This window comes from Rhodococcus sp. NCIMB 12038 (assembly GCF_002165735.1).
GTDB lineage: Bacteria > Actinomycetota > Actinomycetes > Mycobacteriales > Mycobacteriaceae > Rhodococcus_F.
The window spans coordinates 72,367-93,310 of sequence record NZ_NHML01000020.1 but is presented as its reverse complement, the minus strand read 5'-3'; the positions used below and the strand labels follow the sequence as shown (position 1 = coordinate 93,310).

General features: G+C 66.6%; 19 protein-coding genes. 17 read left to right on the top strand and 2 right to left on the bottom strand.

The genetic code is table 11. The features are described 5' to 3' along the window. Positions 1 to 82: 82 nt before the first annotated feature. The 5 genes from CA951_RS27820 (at position 83) to CA951_RS27800 (ending at position 5,549) form a co-directional block, all read left to right on the top strand. Positions 83 to 610, top strand: coding sequence for a MarR family winged helix-turn-helix transcriptional regulator (locus CA951_RS27820; protein ID WP_256974109.1), 528 nt, complete (start codon positions 83 to 85; stop codon positions 608 to 610). 137 nt (positions 611 to 747) lie between these two features. After that, complete coding sequence (locus tag CA951_RS27815) at positions 748 to 2,094, top strand: MFS transporter (protein WP_087559906.1); 1,347 nt, start codon at positions 748 to 750, stop codon at positions 2,092 to 2,094. Beyond that, positions 2,091 to 3,317, top strand: coding sequence for a CaiB/BaiF CoA-transferase family protein (locus CA951_RS27810; RefSeq protein WP_087559905.1), 1,227 nt, complete (start codon positions 2,091 to 2,093; stop codon positions 3,315 to 3,317). The genes CA951_RS27815 and CA951_RS27810 overlap by 4 nt, the downstream gene beginning before the upstream one ends. After that, complete coding sequence (locus CA951_RS27805) at positions 3,314 to 4,507, top strand: acyl-CoA dehydrogenase family protein (RefSeq protein ID WP_087559904.1); 1,194 nt, start codon at positions 3,314 to 3,316, stop codon at positions 4,505 to 4,507. Before CA951_RS27810 ends, CA951_RS27805 begins: the two co-directional genes overlap by 4 nt. A gap of 52 nt (positions 4,508 to 4,559) precedes the next feature. After that, a complete protein-coding gene (locus tag CA951_RS27800; protein WP_087559903.1) occupies positions 4,560 to 5,549 on the top strand; it encodes a LysR family transcriptional regulator in 990 nt (329 codons plus the stop codon). Between the two features lie 19 nt (positions 5,550 to 5,568). Here CA951_RS27800 and CA951_RS27795 read toward each other — a convergent pair whose 3' ends face one another. Beyond that, positions 5,569 to 6,951: a DUF1254 domain-containing protein gene (locus CA951_RS27795; RefSeq protein ID WP_087559902.1), complete on the bottom strand. Its 1,383-nt coding sequence runs from the start codon at positions 6,949 to 6,951 to the stop codon at positions 5,569 to 5,571. Positions 6,952 to 7,405: 454 nt separating this feature from the next. On the opposite strand from CA951_RS27795, the gene CA951_RS27790 reads away from it, so the two are divergent. The 11 genes from CA951_RS27790 (at position 7,406) to CA951_RS27740 (ending at position 18,681) form a co-directional block, all read left to right on the top strand. After that, a complete protein-coding gene (locus tag CA951_RS27790) occupies positions 7,406 to 8,695 on the top strand; it encodes an MFS transporter (protein WP_087559901.1) in 1,290 nt (429 codons plus the stop codon). Positions 8,696 to 8,818: 123 nt separating this feature from the next. After that, positions 8,819 to 9,622, top strand: a complete 804-nt coding sequence (locus CA951_RS27785) for an SDR family NAD(P)-dependent oxidoreductase (protein ID WP_087559900.1) — start codon at positions 8,819 to 8,821, stop codon at positions 9,620 to 9,622. Between the two features lie 39 nt (positions 9,623 to 9,661). Beyond that, positions 9,662 to 10,816 (top strand): acyl-CoA dehydrogenase family protein, encoded by a 1,155-nt coding sequence (locus tag CA951_RS27780; RefSeq protein WP_087559899.1) that lies wholly within the window; start codon positions 9,662 to 9,664, stop codon positions 10,814 to 10,816. Positions 10,817 to 10,847: 31 nt separating this feature from the next. Then, positions 10,848 to 12,014 (top strand): acetyl-CoA C-acyltransferase, encoded by a 1,167-nt coding sequence (locus tag CA951_RS27775; protein WP_087559898.1) that lies wholly within the window; start codon positions 10,848 to 10,850, stop codon positions 12,012 to 12,014. A gap of 41 nt (positions 12,015 to 12,055) precedes the next feature. Beyond that, complete coding sequence (locus tag CA951_RS27770; protein WP_087559897.1) at positions 12,056 to 13,246, top strand: lipid-transfer protein; 1,191 nt, start codon at positions 12,056 to 12,058, stop codon at positions 13,244 to 13,246. Between the two features lie 44 nt (positions 13,247 to 13,290). Then, positions 13,291 to 14,193, top strand: coding sequence for an SDR family NAD(P)-dependent oxidoreductase (locus CA951_RS27765; protein WP_087559896.1), 903 nt, complete (start codon positions 13,291 to 13,293; stop codon positions 14,191 to 14,193). Next, the gene (locus CA951_RS27760; protein WP_087559895.1) at positions 14,190 to 14,612 is read left to right on the top strand and encodes a MaoC family dehydratase N-terminal domain-containing protein; all 423 of its coding nucleotides are present in this window, start codon (positions 14,190 to 14,192) and stop codon (positions 14,610 to 14,612) included. Before CA951_RS27765 ends, CA951_RS27760 begins: the two co-directional genes overlap by 4 nt. Continuing rightward, on the top strand, positions 14,612 to 15,028 hold the full coding sequence (locus CA951_RS27755) for a MaoC/PaaZ C-terminal domain-containing protein (protein ID WP_087559968.1): 417 nt from the start codon (positions 14,612 to 14,614) through the stop codon (positions 15,026 to 15,028). Before CA951_RS27760 ends, CA951_RS27755 begins: the two co-directional genes overlap by 1 nt. A gap of 59 nt (positions 15,029 to 15,087) precedes the next feature. After that, a complete protein-coding gene (locus CA951_RS27750; protein WP_087559894.1) occupies positions 15,088 to 16,599 on the top strand; it encodes a long-chain-fatty-acid--CoA ligase in 1,512 nt (503 codons plus the stop codon). 32 nt (positions 16,600 to 16,631) lie between these two features. Further along, positions 16,632 to 17,783: an acyl-CoA dehydrogenase family protein gene (locus tag CA951_RS27745; RefSeq protein WP_087559893.1), complete on the top strand. Its 1,152-nt coding sequence runs from the start codon at positions 16,632 to 16,634 to the stop codon at positions 17,781 to 17,783. A 13-nt stretch (positions 17,784 to 17,796) separates the two neighbouring features. Continuing rightward, a complete protein-coding gene (locus tag CA951_RS27740) occupies positions 17,797 to 18,681 on the top strand; it encodes an acyl-CoA thioesterase II (RefSeq protein WP_087559892.1) in 885 nt (294 codons plus the stop codon). Here the strand turns inward: CA951_RS27740 and CA951_RS27735 are convergent. Next, a complete protein-coding gene (locus CA951_RS27735; RefSeq protein WP_256974106.1) occupies positions 18,650 to 19,852 on the bottom strand; it encodes a TetR/AcrR family transcriptional regulator in 1,203 nt (400 codons plus the stop codon). The two genes, CA951_RS27740 and CA951_RS27735, sit on opposite strands and share 32 nt — an antisense overlap. Before the next feature lie 149 nt (positions 19,853 to 20,001). On the opposite strand from CA951_RS27735, the gene CA951_RS27730 reads away from it, so the two are divergent. Beyond that, entirely contained in the window at positions 20,002 to 20,919 is a 918-nt protein-coding gene (locus tag CA951_RS27730) for a LysR substrate-binding domain-containing protein (protein ID WP_179220323.1), read from the top strand. Positions 20,920 to 20,944: the final 25 nt, after the last annotated feature.

Here is a 20,944-nt window from a genome sequence, read left to right as displayed (position 1 = left end):
AGTGTTCCCTGCAGGTTGGGGTCGGTGTCGATGACATAATGTTCTGACACCAGATAGTTCTGTAACAGAAGTAGGTTAACGGATGGACGACAGTCGAGCGATTCCGCTCTCCGCCGGAGCGGCCGGGAGCGGGGAGGGATGGGCCCTCACCGAGGTCATCACGCGCTTGCGGAGGGCGTTGCGGTCGAGCGTCCGGGAGGAATTCGCCTGGGAGTCGTTGCCGATGGCGCAGGTCGAGTTCCTCCAGCGACTCTCCTCCGAATCAGGTTTGCGGATCGTCGAATTGGCACGCAAGCACCGAATGGCCACCAACACCGTCAGCACCCTCGTGCAGCAGATGGTCGAGACCGGTCTCGTTGTCCGCTCGCCCGATCCGCGGGATCGCCGGGCCGTGCAAGTGGAACTGACCGACGCAGGCCGCGAACGCCTGGACGCGTGGATGCGGGCGAACGAGCGGCGCATCTCTTCTGCGTTCGGGCGCCTCGATGCGGACCACCGTACTGCGATCGGCGCCGCATTACCGGCTCTCGCGGCGCTGGCGGAACTCCTCGACACCGAAGAAACACAGGCACCGGACCCGAAGGGGCGCGACCGTGACCTGGGGATATAGGCAAATCCGTACGGTCCGACCGCGTTCTGCTGGTTGATCGGCATCGGGCAAACCGGTCTGATGAGGGCATGCACCCTGTGGTTCCAGTCACTACCGGTGGTGCCCCTCAATCAGCCGAGACATTCCCGGAGGTCGTCATGGTGACTACGCAGTCCCGAGAACGCGGCATCGGTCAGCGCCCCAAGGGAGCCGTCGATCGGCGCGCCTGGGGCATCGTCCTCTTCCTGTTCCTCTTCTTCACTCTGAATTTCGCCGACAAGGCAGCAGTGGGATTGGCCAGCAAGCCGATTCGTGCCGATCTCGGTCTCACGGCCAGTCAGTACGGGTTGCTCAGCAGTGCCTTCTTCTGGCTCTTCGCGATCGGCGCGGTCACGCTCTCCGCCGTTCTGCGGAAGATCTCGTACACCTGGGGCGCCGCCCTGTTGATGGTGACGTGGATCGTGAGCATGGCCCCGCTGACGATTCCGACCTCGTTCGGAGTTCTCATCGCCTGCCGAATTGCGTTGGGGTTCTTCGAAGGACCCGCACATGCACTGTGCCAGTCGATCGTCGCCGATCGATTCGCCCCGGACAAGCGCGCGACGGCCGGCGCCGTCGTCAACGCCGGCTCCTCGGTCGGCCCGCTGATCGCCGCGCCCACGTTGACATGGGTGATCCTCACCTGGTCGTGGCACGCCGCCTTCGCCGTCCTCGTGGTGACCGGTGTGTTGTGGCTGATCGGCTGGCTCTGGTACTCGGACCGGTTGCCGTTCCGCAAGCCCGAGCCGAAGACCGGGGACGGCACGAAGGTCGATGACCCGAACGGTGACATCGTGGTGCCCTTCCAGCGCCTGCTGATGCTGCGAAGCTTCTGGGGACTGGTGCTGCTGTCGTTCGCCGGGTACCTGATCTCCTCGCTGAAGGTGTCCTGGTTGCCCGCCTACATGAACGAGGGGCTCGGATACTCCGCGAGCACGGTGGGAACGCTGGTGACGATTCCGTACGTCGTCGCGGTCGTGTTCCTGCTGAGCGCGGGCATGCTGTCGGGCCGGTTGCTGCGGGCAGGCCGCTCGTCGCGGGTGGCCCGCGGCTACCTCACGGGCGCGTTCCTGCTGTTCGGCGGTCTCTCCATGATCATCTTCAGTCAACTCGAGCCCGGACCGGTGCAGTTGGTGTTCGTGGTCTGCGCGTTCGCGGTCAACAGTGTGGCCTTCTCGGTGGCCTTCGCCGGCGCGTCGGACTTTCTCCCCGCACACCAGCGGGTGGCGTTCTTCGGGTGCATCATCGCTGCGTACAGCGTCGCGGGGATCGTCGCACCCTATGCGCTGGGGCTCATCGTGGAACGCGCGGCCACCGCCGCGGCCGGATATTCGACCGGCTTCATGTTCGTCGGCGCCGTGGTGTGCGTCCTCGGCGTCGCCGGCGGCGTGATGCTGAACCCGGAGAAGGCCCGCACCCAACTCGAGCGCATGACTGCCGAGTACGCGAGCAGGGAAGGGCGATGAGTGTGATGGGTGGACCGCTTTCGGGCATCCGGGTCCTCGACTTCGGCCAGTACATCGCCGGTCCCAGCGCGGCCCAGACCCTCGCGGATCTCGGTGCGGACGTGATCAAGGTCGAGAGCCTGCGCGGTGATCAGGCCCGCGGTATCGGAACGTTCGGCGAGGCGATGGTCCGCGCCTACAACCGCGACAAGCGCAGCATCGGACTCGATCTCGCCCGGCCCGAGGCGAAGACGATTCTGCATCGGTTGCTGGCGCAGACCGATGTCCTGGTGCAGAACTTCCGGACCGGCTCCGCCGACCGGATCGGCCTCGGACCCGACGACCTACGCGGCCGGTATCCGCGCCTGATCTACGCCAACGTGACCGGATTCGGATCCCGCGGACCGTCCCGGCACCGCCCCGGCCTCGACATTGCGGCCCAGGCGGAGTTCGGGTTGATGCACGCCACCGGCGAGACCGACAGCGAGCCACAGCGTCTCGGGCTTGCCGCCGCGGACGTCACCGCGGCCAATGCCCTCGCGACCGGGATTCTCGCAGCGCTCTACGAGCGGGAGTCGACCGGCCGCGGCGCGCACGTGGAGACCTCGCTGATGGAAGCGGTGCTGTCGATGCAGGCCGCGTCCTGGGGCGAGTACACGCTCACCGGTCGTGCGCCGCGGCGCAAGGGAAACGGCCAGGCACTCGCCGCCCCTGCGGCGGACGTCATCCGGGCAACCGACGGAATGATCGTGCTCTCCGCGTACACGGCCGAAAAGTGGTCCGCGCTCTGCAATCTCGTCGGAAGACCCGACATGATCGACGACCCACGGTTCGTCGACAATCCTGCGCGGGTAGCGCACCGGGCCGAGATGCTGACCGCCCTCGACGAGGCGTTGGGGAGTATGACCCGGGACGAGGCGGTCGTCCTCCTGCAGTCCGCGCACATCGTGTGCGGCGCGATCCGCTCGTTCGACGAGATCGCCGACGACAAGGACGTCCTCGCCTCCGAGATCCTCGTCGACGTCGCCGGCCCCGGCGGGGCGTCGTTCACCAGTCCCGGCCTGGCCTTCACCCTCGACGGCCACCGCCGCACCGTGTCCACGTCCGCGCCCGCGGTCGGACAGGACACCCTCTCGGTGCTTCGCGACCTCGACTTCCCGGAAGACGACATCACCGCCCTGATCGACAGCGGCGTCGTCACCGCCTCCCACACCACTCTCACCCCGGAAAGGGCTTCCTCATGATCGACCCGGACATCCTCGGCTACGACTTCCCGACCTACCTGAAGACGATCGCCGAGTTCACCGAGAACGAACTCGTCCCCGCCGAGAACGAGATGGTCGAGGCCGGCGAGGTCCCCGCTCGCCTCCTCGAACGAATGGCCGCTCTCGGACTGTTCGGCATCTCGATCCCACGCGCGTACGGCGGCCTGGAGTGGACGATGGAGCAGCAGGTTCAGCTCACATTCGAGTTCACGCGCGCCTCCTGCGTCTACCGGTCACGCTTCTCGACGGTGATCGGCCTCTGCTCGCAGGCGATCCTCGACCACGGCACCGACGAGCAGCGCCGGCGGATGCTGCCGGCCATGGCGGCAGGCGAACTGGTCACCGCATTCGCGCTCACCGAGGACCAGGCCGGGTCGGACGCCGCGCACCTGCAGACCACGGCCGAGCGCCGCGGCGACGTCTACGTGCTGAACGGGAGCAAGCGGTACATCACCAACGCGGCATGGGCCGACGCGTTCATCGTCTTCGCCCGCACCGACACCTCCGACCCCGGCGCGGGCGGAGTCTCGGCGCTCATCGTGGACACCGCCTCGCCGGGCGTGCGGACGGCGTTGCCGACCATCATGAACGGGCACGCGGAAGCGCCGGTGGGGGAGATCTACTTCGACGGCGTGGAGGTGCCCGCGGAGAATCTGCTCGGCGGGGTCGAGGGTCAGGGCCTGACGATGGCGTTGCGCGGCATCAACCACGCGCGCCTGCACGTCGCGGCGACCTGTGTCGGGCAGGCGACCCGCATGCTCGAGGAGACGGTGGCGCATGTCAACGGCCGCAAGCAGTTCGGCGCTCCTCTCGCCGAACTCGGTGCGGTGCAGGCCACGCTGGGCGAAAGCTTCGCGGAACTCGAGGCGGGGCGCGCCCTCACCGTCGACAGCGCACGGACCTTCGACAGCGGCGAGATCCCGCGCCACCGCATCGCCGCCGCCAAGCTGTACAACTCCGAGATGGCGAGCCGAGTCGCCGACCGCTGCGTCCAACTGCTCGGCGGCGAGGGAATCGTCGGACCACACCCGGTCCCGCGGATGTGGCGTGACGTGCGAGCCCTGCGCATCTACGAGGGCTCGTCGCCGGTGCACCAGCGAAACCTGGCCAAGGCGATGATCCGTCAGGTGGCGGCCGACGGCACGCTGCCGAACTCGTACCGGGTCTGACTCGGGGGCGGAGGCACTCGTACCGGCCGCCCGCCGGGGGAATGATGGGGACATGGACATCCGCCAGCTCGAGTATTTCCTCGCCGTCGTCGAGCACGGCGGAGTCAACCGGGCGGCAGGACACCTCCATGTGGCGCAGGCGTCGCTGTCGCAAGGCATTCGTCAGCTCGAACGGGAGCTGAAGCTGACCCTGTTCCACCGCACCGGCCGCAATCTCGTCCTCAACCCGGCCGGGCAGCTGCTGGTCGAACCCGCACGCAAGGTGCTCGACGACCTTCTCGCGGCCCAGGACATCATGCGGGGCGCTCGCGAACTCCACGTCGGGTCGATCACCATCGGAACGATGCCCGAGATGTCGAGCGAGGCGGTGGCGGCGTGGAGCGGAACCTTCACCCGTCTCCATCCCGACATCCGCATAGATCTGTCGGAGTACGCGAGTGCCGCGGACCTGTGCGACGAGGTGCTCACCGGTCAGTGCGAGTTGGGATTCACGACGTTCCCCGTGCCGACCGACAATCTCGAAAAGGTTCAGCTCGGTGTCCAGCGGCTGCTCCTGGTGAGGCCGCCGGGAACGCCGGCCGACGGCGAGGCGGCGCCGTTCGATCTCGCACGCCTCGAGCAGATCCCACTTGTGACGAGCAGCGCGGCACTGCGGGAAAACGACATCGTCGCAACGATATTGCGCCGCGAATCGGTGGTGCCCCGGATCAGCGCCCGGGTGCCCAACCGACATGCCCAGCTGACGCTGGTCCTCAACGGTTCGGCCAGCGCGTTCCTTCCCTTGAGGATGGCCACGGCAGCACACCGGTTGGGCGCCCACGTATCGGAGACACGGCCGGCGATCCGCACCCCGTTCGGTATCGTTCACCGCCCCGGAGCGCTGAATCCGGCGGCGAAGAGCTTCGTGATCCAGAGTCACGCAGACCTGGCGCAGTGGAACAGACTGATCGCCGAGCATCAAGAATCCGGCGCCTCGCTACTCGAGGCGGCGCTGCTCGCCGACGACGAAATCCACGCCCGAAGGGACAATCGAGAGGTCTGACCGTCTGCGTATTGACGTTTCAGGCCGGTGCACTCGACCGTGTGACGGCCGGGGGCTCCCACGTCCCGTCGAGAATTGCCTGATCCGGCCAGTACGCGCGCAGGTAGATCGTGAACTCGTCGTCCGGTGCCGGCAGCCAGTTCGCCAGCCGTGCCGGGTCGGTGGGTGCCGCGCCGCCCACGGTCAGGGTCAGGGTCAGCGAACCGTCGTCTCCGTAGGCGAGGTTCTGGTTCTTGGTGCCGAGTGAGAAACGGTCGAGGTCGTTCGGGTGGAAGAAGTGGTGCTTGTTGTAGACCGTCAATGACCAGAACCCGCGCACCGGCGGCAGCTGACCGGCCGGGAACGCCACGGTGTAGGTGCGCGAACCGTGGAGGCGGTCACCCGTGTCGTCGAGATCCTGGTAGTAGTAGACGGTTTCGTTCGGTGTGTTGACGAAGATGTTCGACTTGCCGATCGCGGTGCGCGACAGATAGTCGGTGCCGAACGCGGCACCGGTGCGTTGCGTGGTCCAGTTGTGCGCGACCGGGATTCCGATGTTGCGGAACTCGAACAGTTCCCCGACGACGGCGTCGGTGTCTACCGCCGACTGGCGCAGTGCTTCGGCGATACCCGGGTCGTTCCCGGCGGCGGCGAGCACCGAACGGAACCAGCCATACATCGCCTCCTCGCCGGGCAGCGCAGGCACCTCGTCGAGCACGTCGCCGAACACCTCGAAGTACTTCTCGGGGTCGACCCATTGGGTTTCGGCCTGATCGCCGGTGGCATCACCACCGCCGAAGGACGGGACTTCCGCCCAGTCCTTCACCTTGACCGTGCCGTCGAACTCCGACAACGGATACACGCTGATGCGGTCGACGAGCGGTGCGATCGCTTTCCGGTCCTCCGCGGTGTCGTCCATGAACACCCGCGGGATCACGACGCCGACGCGGGTGTCGTACCGGAACACGTCGGTGATGCCGTCGGGCACGTCACCGTCCCACGCGGTGGGTGCGAGGAGGTAGAAGCCGGGCGTCGTTCCATACATCTGTCCGAGCCGGACGAACGAGTCGGTGCGCTGGTCGACGACCTGGTACACCCAGAAGCGGTCACCGAAATCGGGAACCTGAACCACCGACGGCCCGCGAACGGAATCGAGGACGCCGAATCCGTAGGCGACGTCCTGGTTGGGGCACGCAACCACGCGCTCCTCCGGCCGGATGTAGTCCCGCAGCATCCCGATCGTTCCCGGCGGACCGGCCGGAACGATGCCCGCCAGCAGGCCGGGCTCCGGTAGCTGCTCCATCAGGGTTCGTCGATTGTGCATGTTCACCAGCGGCCAACCCCACAAATACGCGACTCTGCCGACCGACCGGGCGTACTCGGCAGTCATCTTCGAACGGCTGAACTGATCCATCCCAGACATACATCGCTCCGTCTCGCGCATCGACTACAGGCGAACAGTCACGACGCTACGGACGACCGCGCTCGGGCGATTCACCCAGAGGAGATGAGCTTCGACCAGCCGACCCATCGCCCGACGGCCGAGCGAAAGTGACCCTTGACACATCACGGAAAATGACCGAATGTGAATCCGTAGTAAGTGCGTTGGACCGCTTCTCCGTGTCAGCATTCCCGCCGGGAAACGTTAACTAGGAGTAAGTCCCGGCCCGGTCATCGAAACACCATCGCTGAATGCTGATTTTCAGATAACCCGAGCCTGGAGCGCCCGGGGCGATCCAGTTCCCTCGTTCGGCCCGATTCCGGGCCCAACCCCCTCACCATGCTCGTCAATGATCCGAAAGGGATTAACGGTGACAACACGCGAGAACACTTCTCGACACCCACTGCCGACACATTCGAGCACTTCCGATCGGCCGATGCGGGCGTGGGGTTTCACCTCCCTGCTCGTGTTGCTGACGGTGGTCAACTGGAGCGACAAGGCTGTTCTCGGAATCATTGCGCAGCCGCTCGCCAAGGAGTTGAACCTGACGGCGGCGCAGATCGGTCTCGTCGGCAGCCTGTTCTTCTTCACCTTCACCATCGGCGGCTTCTTCTCCGGCGCGGTGAACACGCTGCTGTCGCTGCGGTGGGCCCTTGCCGTGCTGGCGTTGGCCTGGTCGGCGGCGATGCTGCCGATGGTGTTCACTGCCAGTTTCACGGTGCTGCTGGCCAGTCGACTTCTCCTGGGACTGTCGGAAGGACCGAGCGGCCCGCTGACGCACACCGCGACCTTCTCGTGGCATCCACCCGCGAAGCGGGCCTTGCCGGGCGCCCTGCTCGCCGGGTCCGCCTCGCTGGCGAAGATCGTCGTCGCGCCGGCATTGGCCTTCGTCACCGTGTCCTGGGGCTGGCGCGCCGCGTTGGTCTGCCTCGCCGTCCTCGGAGTGCTGTGGTGTGTGCTGTGGTTGTCGACGTGGTCCGAGGGACCCCACATCCGAAGCGGGAAGGGGCATGCCGGCACCGAGTCCGGCACCGCGGCAGACGAGCCCGCGGTGCCGTGGATCCGCATCTTCCGGACCCCGACCTTCCTCAGTTGCATGCTGCTGATCATGGCCATCTACGCGTTGGTCGCGATCGTTCTGACGTGGCTCCCGTCGTATTTCGAGGTAGCCCTGGGCTACAGCAGGTTGCAGGCCGGGTCGATGTTCGCCTTCCCCAGCATCGCGGGTCTGACCCTCATGCTGCTGCTGGGCGCAACCGGTGACCGGCTGACCTCCCGCGGGGCGACGTCCCGGACGGTGCGGATCATCATTCCCGTGGCCGGCGTGATGATCAGCTCGGCGATTCTGGTGACACTGCCCTACGTCGGTGTTCCCGCACTGGCCGTTCTCATCGTGTCGGTCGGCTACGGCTTCCTCGCCTCGGGTTACCCGCTGATCATCGCCACCATCACGGAGTTGTGCCCGCCGCGCCAGACGGCAGGCACCCTCGGAGTGTTCATGGCGATGATGGGGATCGGCGGGCTGGTGGGGCCGTACATCACCGGACTGATCGTCGACGCGGCGGACAACCCGGCAGCGGGATACGCGACCGCGTTCCAGGTCTTCGGAGTGGTCGCGCTGGTCTTCGCGCTCGGCGCCCTCGTCTTCGCGAATCCGGAACGGGACAAGCGTGCCGTGCGGGGGTTGACAAGCGCGCACCGCCGAGGCAATGTGAATAACCAGTAACCGTTCACACCGAATCGATCCGCGCCGGCGCTCCTGTCGTAACCGCAGTAAGAGGCCAGTTTATGGGCGAACAGATCGAGTGTGATTCGGAATATTCAGACAGACTTCTTGGAAGGCAATGCGATGGGAACACTCAGCGGCAAGACCGCCCTCGTATCGGGTTCGGGACGCGGCATCGGACGTGAGATCGCCCTGAAGCTGGCCCGCGAGGGCGCGGCGGTGGTAGTCAACGACCTCGATCCGGAACCGGCCGCGCAGACGGTGGACGAGATCGCCGCGGCCGGCGGCCGTGCCGTTGCCTGCACCGGATCGGTGTCCGAGGACGGGTTCGCCGAGCGATTCGTCGAGACCGCGGTCGACACGTTCGGCGGTCTCGACATCATCGTGAACAACGCCGGCTACACGTGGGACTCGGTGATCCAGAAGATGACCGACGAACAGTGGGACACCATCCTGGACGTCAACCTGAAGGCGCCGTTCCGGATCCTGCGGGCGGCGCAGCCGTTCATCAAGTCCGCGCCCACCGACTATCACCGCAAGGTCGTCAACATCTCTTCGGTGTCCGGGTTCTACGGCAATGCGGGCCAAGCGAATTACGGCGCGGCAAAGGCCGGCCTGCTCGGGCTCACCAAGACCCTCGCCAAGGAGTGGGGCCGCTACAAGGTCAACGTGAACGCGGTGGCCTTCGGTCTCATCCTCACCCGGATGACCGAGGTCGCCGCCGACACCGACACCACCCTGAACATCGACGGCCGCGATATCCGCGTCGGCATCAACCCCGATCGAATGGCGATGTCGTCGAAGATGATCCCGTTCGGGCGCGGCGGCACCCCGACCGAAGCTGCCGGGGCGGTGTACCTGCTGTGCACCCCCGAATCCGACTACGTCAACAGCCAGTGCCTCGTGGTCGACGCCGGCCGCGTCTGACCCGCACCGAAGCAACAGCCCAACCCGTCAGGAGAGACGATGAAGCGCACCGTTTACACCGAAGAGCACGAAGCATTCCGCGACACCATCCGCACCTTCATCGCCAAGGAGGTGTCGCCGTACTACCCCGACTGGGAGAAGGCGAACCAGGCGCCGCGTGAACTGTTCCACAAACTCGGAGCCTTGGGCGCCATGAGCTTCGACATTCCCGAGGAGTACGGCGGGCCCGGACCCACGAGCTTCAAATTCCAGGCCGTCATGCAGGAGGAGACCGCCCGCGCCGCAGTCACTCTCGGGCATTTCACCGTGACCACCGGCATCGTGTTGCCCTACCTGCTGCGCCTGGCGAACGAGGAGCAGAAGAAGCGCTGGCTTCCCGGTGTCGCCACCGGTGAGACGGTGCTGTGCATCGCGATGACCGAACCGGGCACCGGTTCGGACCTGGCAGGCATCCGCACCACCGCCCGGCTGTCCGAGGACGGCACCCATTACGTCCTCAACGGCGCGAAGACGTTCATCACCGGTATCCGCAATTCCGAACTGTGCGTCGTCGCGGCCCGCACCTCCGCACCCAACGACGACCGCCGGTTCGGTCTGAGTCTGCTCGTCGTCCCGACGGACAGCCCCGGCTTCGAATTCGGACGCAAGCTCGACAAGATCGGCATGAAGGCCAGCGACACCAACGAGATCTCCTTCACCGACGTGTTGGTGCCCGTGGAAAATCTTCTCGGCAAGCAGGATCAGGGTTTCTCCTATCTGGGACAGAACTTGCCCCGCGAGCGGCTGTCGATCGGCGTCGGCGCCGTCTCCACCGCGACGGCGGCGATCGACTTCGCACGCGAGTACGTGCGGGAGCGGCAAGTGTTCGGCAAGCCGGTCGCGCATTTTCAGAACACCAAGTTCGTGCTCGCCGAGTGCGCCGCGGAGGTCGCCGCCGGGCAGGCCCTGGTGGACCGGGGACTCGATCTCGACGAGGCCGGTGCACTCACCCCGGCGGACGCCGCCCGCATCAAGCTGTTCTGCACCGAAATGAGCGGGCGTGTGATCGACAAGTGCCTGCAGTTGCACGGTGGCTACGGCTACATGCTCGAGTACCCGATCGCCCGTCTGTACGCCGACGCCCGGGTCAACCGCATCTTCGGCGGCACCAGCGAGGTCATGAAGACCATCATCGCCAAGGACCTGGGTCTGTAGACCCCGAACCATGCTCCCTGCAGGAGGTTTCATGCGTGATGCAGTGATCGTCGACGCGGTGCGCACACCGGTCGGCAAGCGTGACGGGGCCCTGTCGCGGATGCACGCGGTGGCGGTGTCCGCGCACGTGCTCGGCGCCCTCACCGAACGCACCGGACTGGAACCGGGTCTCGTCGACGACGTCATCTGGGGCTGTGTGGGAACACTCGGCATGCAGGCCGGATGCATCGCCCGCTCGGCCGTGCTGGCGGCAGGGTGGCCGGAGCACGTCCCCGGAGTCACCGTCGACCGGCAGTGCGGTTCCTCGCAGCAGGCCGTGCACCAGGCGGCCGCCGGGGTGATCTCGGGCCAGTACGACATCGCCGTCGCGGGCGGGGTCGAGATGATGAGCGTCGTTCCCCTCGGCGCCGCCGCCCGCGCCGGTGACTACGGACCCATCTACGGGCCGCAGGTCCTCGGCCGCTACAACATCGACCGCTACGACCAGGGCCGCGGCGCCCAGATGATCGCCGACAAATACGGCATCACCCGCACCGAGATGGACCGGCACGGCCTGGACTCGCATGCGCGGGCGGCCGCCGCGACCGACGCGGGCCGGTTCACCGGCCAGATCGCTCCGATCGAGGTCGTCGACGCCGACGGCAGCACGCGGATCTTCGACACCGACGAAGGGATCCGCCGCGGAGGCACCCTCGAGAAGCTCGCGACGCTGCCGTCCCCGTTCGCCGAAGACAGTGACATCACCGCGGGCAACGCGTCGCAGGTGTCCGACGGCTCGGCCGCACTGCTCGTCACCACCAGCGAGATCGCCCGCAGGCACGGCTGGCGTCCGATGGCCCGCATCCACACCGCGGTGGTCACCGGCACCGACCCGGTGACCATCCTCGAGGGCCCCATCCCCGCGACGGCCCTGGCACTGAAGAAGTCCGGGTTGACACTCGACGAGATCGGCACCTTCGAGATCAACGAAGCATTCGCGTCGGTGTCGCTGGCGTGGCTGCGTGAGACCGGCGCGGACTACGCCCGCATGAACCCCAACGGCGGGGCCATGGCCATCGGGCACCCGGTCGGCGGATCCGGTGCGCGGCTGATGACGACGATGGTCCACCACATGCGCGCCGAAGGCCTCCGTTACGGACTGCAGTCGATGTGTGAAGGCGGGGGCATGGCCAACGCCACCATCCTCGAACTGCTCTGACACGTGAAACCCCCACCTCCCCAACGAACTGGAGTACAGAAATGAGTCGCAGAGTCTTGGTCGCAGGCGTCGGTATGGTGCCGTTCGCCAAACCGGGAAAGAGTGAGGACTACTTCGACATGGGCGCGAAGGCGATCCGCGCCGCCCTGTCCGACGCCGGTCTCGGTTACGAGACGATCGAACAGGCCTTCGCCGGGTACGTCTACGGCGATTCGACCAGCGGGCAGCGCGCGATCTACAACGTCGGAATGACCGGCATCCCGATCGTCAACGTCAACAACAACTGTGCCAGTGGATCTTCGGCGCTGTGGCTGGCGCGGCAGGTCGTCGAGTCCGGCGCCGCCGAGTGCGTCCTGGCCGTCGGATTCGAACAGATGCGGCCCGGACCGCTACTCAATGCGTGGGGCGATCGGCCAGTCCCGATGGGCAGGCACCTCGAGGTGCTCGACCGCACGTACGGTGTCGACCGGGACAACCCGTCCAACGCCATGCAATTCTTCGGCGGCGCGACGCAGGAGTACTGCAAGCGCTACGGAGTGTCCCCGGACCTGTTCGCGAAGATTTCGGTCAAGTCCCGCAAACACGCCGCCAACAACCCGTACGCGGTGTTCCGGGACCCGGTCACCGAGCAGGAGGTCCTCGACTCGCCCGCACTGTACGGCGGGCTCACCCGTCTGCAGGCGTGCCCGCCCACGTGCGGGGCCGGCGCGGCGATCGTGTGCAGCGACGAGTTCGCCCGCAAGCACGGCATCACGCCGACCGTCGCGATCGCCGCGCAGGCCCTGTCGACGGACTTCCCCGACCTGTTCACCGCCGACGACATGCTCAAGGTCGTCGGTGCCGACATCACCAAGGCGGCAGCCGCCCAGGTGTACGAAACCGCGGGTGTCGATCCCCGCGACATCAAGGTGGTGGAACTGCACGACTGCTTCTCGATCAACGAGGTGCTCTGCTACGAGGCCCTGGGCCTGGTCGAGGAGGGCGGCTCGGAGAAGTTCATCCTCGACGGCGACAACACGTACGGCGGCCGCGTGGTGGTCAACCCCAGCGGCGGGCTGCTCTCGAAGGGTCATCCACTCGGTGCGACCGGGCTGGCGCAGTGCGCCGAATTGGTCTGGCAGCTGCGCGGTGCCGCCGACGCCAGGCAGGTCGACGACGTGACCGTGGCCCTGCAGCACAACCTCGGGCTCGGTGGGGCCGGGGTCGTCACCCTCTACGAAAAGGTTTCCTGACCAGCCCCGGTCAGTTTCCGCACCCTATTTTGAAAGGCAAGACAATGGGACAATTGGACGGACGCGTGGCGATCGTCACCGGCGCCGGTGCCGGCATCGGCCGCGAGCACGCCCTGCTGATGGCGGCCGAAGGAGCGAAGGTGGTCTGCAACGACCTCGCCGACGCCCACAGCACGGTCGCCGAAATTCTCGCGAACGGCGGTCAGGCCGTGGCGGTCGAAGGCAACATCGGCGAGATGGCCGTCGGTGCGGCGCTCACCGACGCCGCCGTCGACTCCTTCGGTGATCTGCACGTACTGGTCAACAACGCCGGAATCATTCGCGACGCGATGATCTGGAACATGACCGAACGCGACTTCGATGCCGTGGTCAACGTGCACTTGAAGGGCACGTTCTCGGCCACCCAGGCGGCCGCACGCTATTGGCGCGCCCGGTCGAAGGAAGGCGTCACGGCGGACCGCTCGATCGTCAACACCAGTTCCGGCTCCGGCCTGCACGGCAACTTCGGGCAGTGGAACTATTCGGCGTGCAAGGCCGGCCTCGCCATCCAGGTCGTGAACGCCTCCCGCGAGCTGGGCAAGTTCGGGGTTCGTGCCAACGCGATCGCACCGGTGGCGCGTACCGCCCCGGTCGCCGCCACTCCCGGCATCAGCGAACTCGTCGGTGAACCGGTCGACGACGACGTCTTCGACCGGTACAACCCGAAGAACATCTCCCCGCTGGTCGCCTACCTGGCCACCGAGTCCTGTGACTTCACCGGCCAGACGTTCGGCGTCTACGGCGGATACGTCGGGCTGTACGCCGGCTACTCGATCGCGCACGAAGTCCGCGCGGACCGGCAGTGGGACGTCGACGAATTCGCGACGGTCATGGGTTCGGACACGTTCCCCCGGTCCGTCGAAACCCGCCGCGCGGGAATCCCCCCGGTGCAAGGAGCAACCAAATGAGCTACGAATTTCCCCTCGACTACAGCAAGATCCGTGAGTTCGCGCGGGCGGTCAAGACCGACGACCCGGCCCACACCGGCACCGAACCGGTGATCCCGCCGACGATGCTGACCAGCGGGCGGATGATCTGGGAACCGGCCGAGCAGTCGGGCTTCGTCAAACTCGGATTCGACCGCCGCCGGATCCTCCACGGCGAGGAGGAGTACGTCTTCCACGGACCGCTGCCCCGCGCGGGACAGACGCTGACGGCCGACACCCGCATCGGTGAAAGCTTCGAAAAACCCGGCAAACGCGGTGGGGTGATGACGTTCGCGAAGATGATCACCGAGTTCCGGGACGACAGCGGCCGATTGGTGGCCACCCAGAACAGCACCATCATCCAGACCGCGACCACGGGCAACTCGGAAGGGAGCAAATGATGACGACCGTGACGACCACACCGGTGATCGGCCACGCGGCCCCGCCGCTGACGTACCCGCCGCTGACCCGCACCGACTTCGTCAAGTACCAGGGTGCGTCCGGTGACTTCCACCCGCTTCACCACGACGAGTCCTATGCACTGGAGACCGGCTTTCCGTCGGTGTTCTCGGTCGGCATGCTGCAGGCGGGCCTGCTCGCCAGCTACGTCACCGACTGGCTGGGGGTGGAGAACCTGCGCCGCTTCAAGGTTCGATTCGCCGAGAAGGTCTGGCCCGGTGACGAACTGACGTGCTCGGCGAAAATCGTCGACGTCTTCGATGCCGAGGACGGCCGCCGGGTGCGGATCGAGATGACCTGTGCACGTCAGACCGGGGTGAACGCACTGGTCGGTGACGCAGAGTTCCTGCTCGACTGACCACGGCTCGTGCTGCGCACCCGACCCCACCGACACAACTCCCGAGGAGTACGTGAGTCATGCACCTGACACACCTGTTGCACAAGGCGGTTCAGCAACAACCCCGTCAACCGCTGACCGTGTACGGTGCACGCGAACGCACCGCCGGTCAGGTCGCCGAGCGCGTGGCGCACCTGGCCGGTGCGTTGCGGGAGCAGGGGGTGCAACCGGGAGACCGGGTGTGCATTCTCGCATTCAACTCGGACCGCTACTTCGAGGCACTGATGGCCACTTGGTGGCTCGGTGGGGTGGTCACCCTCCTCAACTGCCGCTGGTCCCCGCGAGAGATCGCCGACGCCGTCGCCGACGCGGGCAGCCGTTGCATCCTCGTCGACGACGACTGCATGCCGCTGATCGCCGGCCTGGAAACAGGCCCCGTGATCGTCCACGTCGGTGACGGCCCGGCACCCGCGGGCACGGTCGGCTACGAGGATCTCGTCGCGGCCGGCCCGGCGGTGGACGACGTGCGGGCCGACGGCGACACCCTCGCCGCCCTCATCTACACGGGCGGCACCACCGGCACAGCGAAAGCGGCCATGCATTCCCACCGCTCACTGTCCACCGCCATCCTCGGCAGCATGGGGTACGCCCGATCCAGCGAACCGGACGGCTCCACCCTGGTGATGGCCCCGCTGTTCCACATCGCGGCGCTGCTCGGCATGATGGCGCAGGCCCTCGTCGGCGGCACGCTGGTGTTCGCGAATCGGTTCGAACCGGGCGAAGTGCTGCGTCTGCTCGGCAGGCACCGTGTCACGACCATGACCTCGACCCCGGGCATGCTGCAACTGCTGCACACCCACCCCGATTTCCCCACCGCCGACACGACGTCGATCTCCACGATCGTCTACGGGGCGGCCCCGATGCCCGAAGCCGTCCTCACCCGGGCGATGGCGGCCTTCCCGAACGCCCAGTTCGTGCAGGGCTACGGGATGACGGAAACCGCCGTCATCGCCTCACTCCTCGGTACCGACCACCGACTCGGGGGACCCCGCCTGAAGTCGGCCGGCCGCGCCACCCTGCACGCACAGATCATCATCGGCGACGAAGCGGGACACGAGGTTCCCCGCGGGACCGTCGGGGAGATCCTCGCCCGGGGCGACAACATCATGCTGGGGTATTGGAATCGGCCGGAGGAAACCGCGGCGGCGTTGCGCGGTGGATGGCTGCACACCGGCGACCTCGCCTACATGGACGACGAGGGTTACCTCTTCATCGTCGACCGTGCGAAGGACATGATCATCACCGGTGGCGAGAACGTCTACTCGACGGAGGTCGAGAACGCGATCTGTCACCACCCTGCGGTCCTGCGCTGCGCGGTGATCGGCGTTCCGGACGAGCAATGGGGGGAGCGCGTCCACGCGATCATCGTCCCGGCACCCGGGCAGAGCGTCACGATCGAGGGCATCCGCGCACACGTCAAGACCGGCCTCTCCGGCTTCAAAGCGCCGCGCACCATCGAACTCGTCGAGGCACTGGCCACCACCGCCACCGGCAAGGTCGACAAGCGCGCACTCCGCCACCACCACACCTGAGGAGCCGACGTCGTCGGCCGAGGAGCTTTCCCATGAAGCGCACAATTTTCAACGACGAGCATTACGTCTTCCGAAGAATGTTCCGGAACTTTCTGGACCGGGAGGTGGTGCCCGAGTTCCCCAAGTGGGAGGAGCAGGGTTACGCACCGCACGAGTTCTACCGCAAGCTTGGGGCATTGGGCGTGATGGGCTTCGACATCCCGGACGAGTACGGCGGAGCCGGGCCCACCAGCTACAAATACATCACGATCATGACCGAAGAAGCCGCCCTCGCCGGTGTCTCCCTCGGAAACTACGGCGTCACAACCGGAATCGTCCTGCCGTACCTGCTGACACTCGCCGACGACGAGCAGAAGCGGCGGTGGCTGCCCGGCTGCGCAGCCGGCGAGACGGTGCTGGCGGTGGCGATGACCGAGCCCGGCACCGGATCCGACCTCGCCGCCATCCGCACCACCGCCCGGCGCGACGGCGACCGCTACATCCTGAACGGTGCAAAAACGTTCATCACCAACGGATCCCAGTCCGACCTCATGGTCGTGGTGGCGCGCACCGCTCCCGTGGACGCCGACGATCGGCGGGGTGGTCTGTCCCTGTTCGTCGTCGACACCACTTCGGACGGCTTCGAGGTCGGCCGCCGACTCGACAAGATCGGCCTGAAATTCAGCGACACTTGTGAAGTGTCGTTCAGCGACGTCCGGGTTCCCGCGTCCGATCTGCTCGGCGAGGAAGGCGCCGCGTTCTCCTACCTCGGTAACAACCTGCCCCGCGAGCGTCTCGCCATCGCGGCAGGCGGGTGTGCCACCGCCCGCGCTGCGATCGGGCACACCGTCGCGTACACCCGCGACCGGCAGGTGTTCGGCAAACCCGTCGCCGCGTTCCAGAACACCAAGTTCGTGCTCGCCGAATGCGCGGCCGAACTCGAAGCAGCCCAGTCCATGGTCGACAAGGCGATCGAACTCGACGACGCGCACCAACTGTCCGCTGTCGACGCCGCCCACTGCAAACTGTTCAGCACCGAGATGGCCGGCCGTGTCATCGACAAGTGCCTGCAACTGCATGGCGGCTACGGATACATGCTCGAATACCCGATCGCTCGCCTGTATGCCGACACCCGGGTGTCGCGGATCTACGGCGGCACCAGCGAAGTGATGAAAACGATCATCGCCAAGTCCCTCGGACTGTAGGAGACGACACGTCATGCACGACGTCCTGCACCTCGACAATCCCCACCCGAACACGTTTCTCGGCATCTGTTCCACCGGCGGCCGCGGCCGAGCCTACGGCGGGCACATCGCGGCGCAGGCGTTGCTCGCCGCGCACCGCACCGTGGCACCCGAGCGGGCCGTGCACTCACTGCACGGCTACTTCCTCATGATGGGGCGCCCCGGCGAACCGGTGCAGTACGACGTGCACCCCGTGCGCGAAGGCGGCACCTACGCGTTGCGGCAGGTGAGCGCACACCAACACGGAAACGAAATATTCACGCTCACAGCATCCTTCAAGACGGCGGAGACAGACACGGACCGGCACGTGCGAATGCCACCGGCGCCCGACCCGACGACGCTGCCCCCGCACAGTGCGGCTGCGGACCGGTTGTGGTCCGGCATCGATCCCTCCTCACCGATCCGCCGGGTGGTGGACGTACGTCCCGTCCTGGGAGACATCGACGACGACATCGGTACCGTCGAACACGGCGGGCAACGCCGGCGCATGTGGTTCCGGATCCGCCCGGACCTGCCGGACGATCCCGCCCTGCATGCCGCGGCGTTGACGTACTGTTCCGACCTGACGGTGGCCCGCACGGCCGCGCTCGGGCACCTCCGCGCCACCGGGACGGCCGGAACCCCGGCACAGACCCTGTACCTCGCATCACTCGATCACGCGATTTGGTTTCATCGGCCCTGCCGCGCCGACGACTGGCTCCTGTTCGTCCACCACAGTCCGACCTCCGGTGACGGCCGGGGACTGACCACCGCTCAGGTGTGGACCCGCGACGGCGCCCTGGTCGCCACCGTCAACCAGGAGGTGCTTCTCCGTTCGCGTCGACCGACTACGTCGCCGGCACCTGTGCTGGTCCCGTAGCGGCGGCAAGGTCGTCCGGTGCCGAGGTGTCGAGCAACATGGCCGTGCCGATCTCGGTGAGTCGGTCCGCCAGATCGGCGCGGCTGCGGAAACGTCCGGTTCGGGCGGCGTTGGCCACGACGGTCATCACCGCACTGATCGTGATCAGCGCCTGCGCCTCGTCCAGTCCGGGGCGGACCGCGTCGAGGACCCGTGCCCACAGGTCGAGGTAGTCACGCTGCTCCTGCACGCACGCCCTGCGGACGTTGTCGGGGAGGTGGCTGAGTTCGGTGGCCATCACACCGATCAGATGACCGTCCTCGAGCACGAAGGCGATATGTGCGCCCAGTAGGTACGTGAGCGCCTGCCGTGGGTCACCGGCGCGCGTCAGGGCTTGGCGGGCGGCCAGCGCGCGGCGATCGAAACCGCGGGTGGTCGCCGTGACGAGGAGATCGATCTTCGCGTCGAAGTGGTTGTACACGTTGGGCCCGCTCATCCCGCAGGCCTCACCGATGTCCTCGTTGTTCACGGTGTGATAGCCGCGTTCGTCGAAGAGCCGGGTCGCTTCGGTCACCAGTTGTTCTCGGCGCGACAACGGAATCGCCATCCCCGCGTCCGGTCGGACCGCATCCGGTGCACCGGTGCCCAGGGGACACCGTGCGACGCGTTCGGACAGCCCGAGCAGGACCGCTTCCATGCGGCGCCGCGGCAACGTGAAGCGGTGAGCCGAAACGCTGCCGAACACCGCGAGAACCGACACCCCGAGCAACTCGCAATCGTTGGCGGACAAGTCCGTTCGGTCGCCGGCAACCAACCGGGACACCCGGGACGTCACCTCTCGCAGTCGGGTACGCAACTCCGCCCGCGGCTCGTCCCCCAGATAGCGAGCCTCACGCTGCCACAGCACGGCCAGACCCCGACGTCCTGTCGACGTCACCGATAGAGTCGACAACAGAGAATCCAGGTCCGTCGAACCGTCCACCGATTCCTGGAGGGAGTCCAGGCCGGCGAGAACGGCGTAATAGAGCAGGTCGTGCTTGTTCCGGTAATGGCGGTACAGGGCGGACGCCGCGATGTCGACCTTGGTGGTGACGTCGGCGACCGATACATTGTGGTAGCCCTGCTCGCGGAACAGTTCACTCGCGGCAGCGAGGATCTGCTGCTTGCGGTCGCGAGGCCGACGAGTAGCCACAATCGGTCCCTTTCCGAAATCCGCCGATACGATGTCATATCCATTATTGCACTTTCACAATCTCGGATGAACTACCATGTACGGTTCGGTGTACGAATTCGCCAATGGTTATGCACGGTTCGCTCGGTGTGATGAGAATGCGAGGGCACATGGAGATCCGATGGATGCGGAGCTTCCTGGCCGTGGCGGAGGAATTGAACTACAGCCGGGCCGCGGAGCGTCTGCACATCGTTCAACCCGCAGTGACGCAACATATTCGCCAGCTCGAGCGTTCGGTGGGGACGCCGTTGTTCGTCCGGACTACCCGCTCGGTGGCACTCACTTCGGCGGGTGAGGCCTTCCTGGAACCGTGTCGTCGCGCCTTGGCGCAGATCGAGACCGCGGAGCGGCTTGCTCGCGCCGCCGCGGACGGGCACGCCGGGCACGTCCGGATCGGCTTCGCCGGGATCTTCGCCAGCGCAGGCATCGCCAGGATCGCGCGTGAGGTGCGCGAGGCCGAACCGGACATCACGCTCGAGATCCGGCCGTCGTCGCACAACGCTCGACTGCTCGAAGAACTGCTCGACGGCAGCATCGACATCGGCCTGTATTCGGCACTGTTCACGAGCGAGGGGATTCGCCAGTGGGAGACCCCGCCCGTTCGACTCGGGGTCCTCGTCGCGCCCGCGCACCCGCTCACGCAACGGGCGAGCATCGACATCGGCGAACTTCGCACGGAGCCGTTCGTGCTCACCGACGCGTCTGCAGGTCTCGTCCTGCGCGACACCATCCTCGAAACCTGCCGCAGCGCCGGATTCATGCCGATCATCGCTCAGGAGAGCGGCGACGCGTACTCGGTCCTCACCCTCGTCGCGGCCGGGATCGGGATCAGCCTCGGACCGGATGTTCCCGAGGTGTACCCGTCCGGGGTTCGCTTCATCCCCCTCCTACAGGAGGGACCCTCGCTGACCAGCGCCCTCGGCACCGCCGCCGCAGGTCCGTCCGCGGCAGCAATCCGTGTGCTCGACATCGCCCGGGCGGCCCTCGGTATCGATGGGAACGATGACGCCCACCACACCGAGCATTGATCACGCAGCGTGATTACTTGATGGC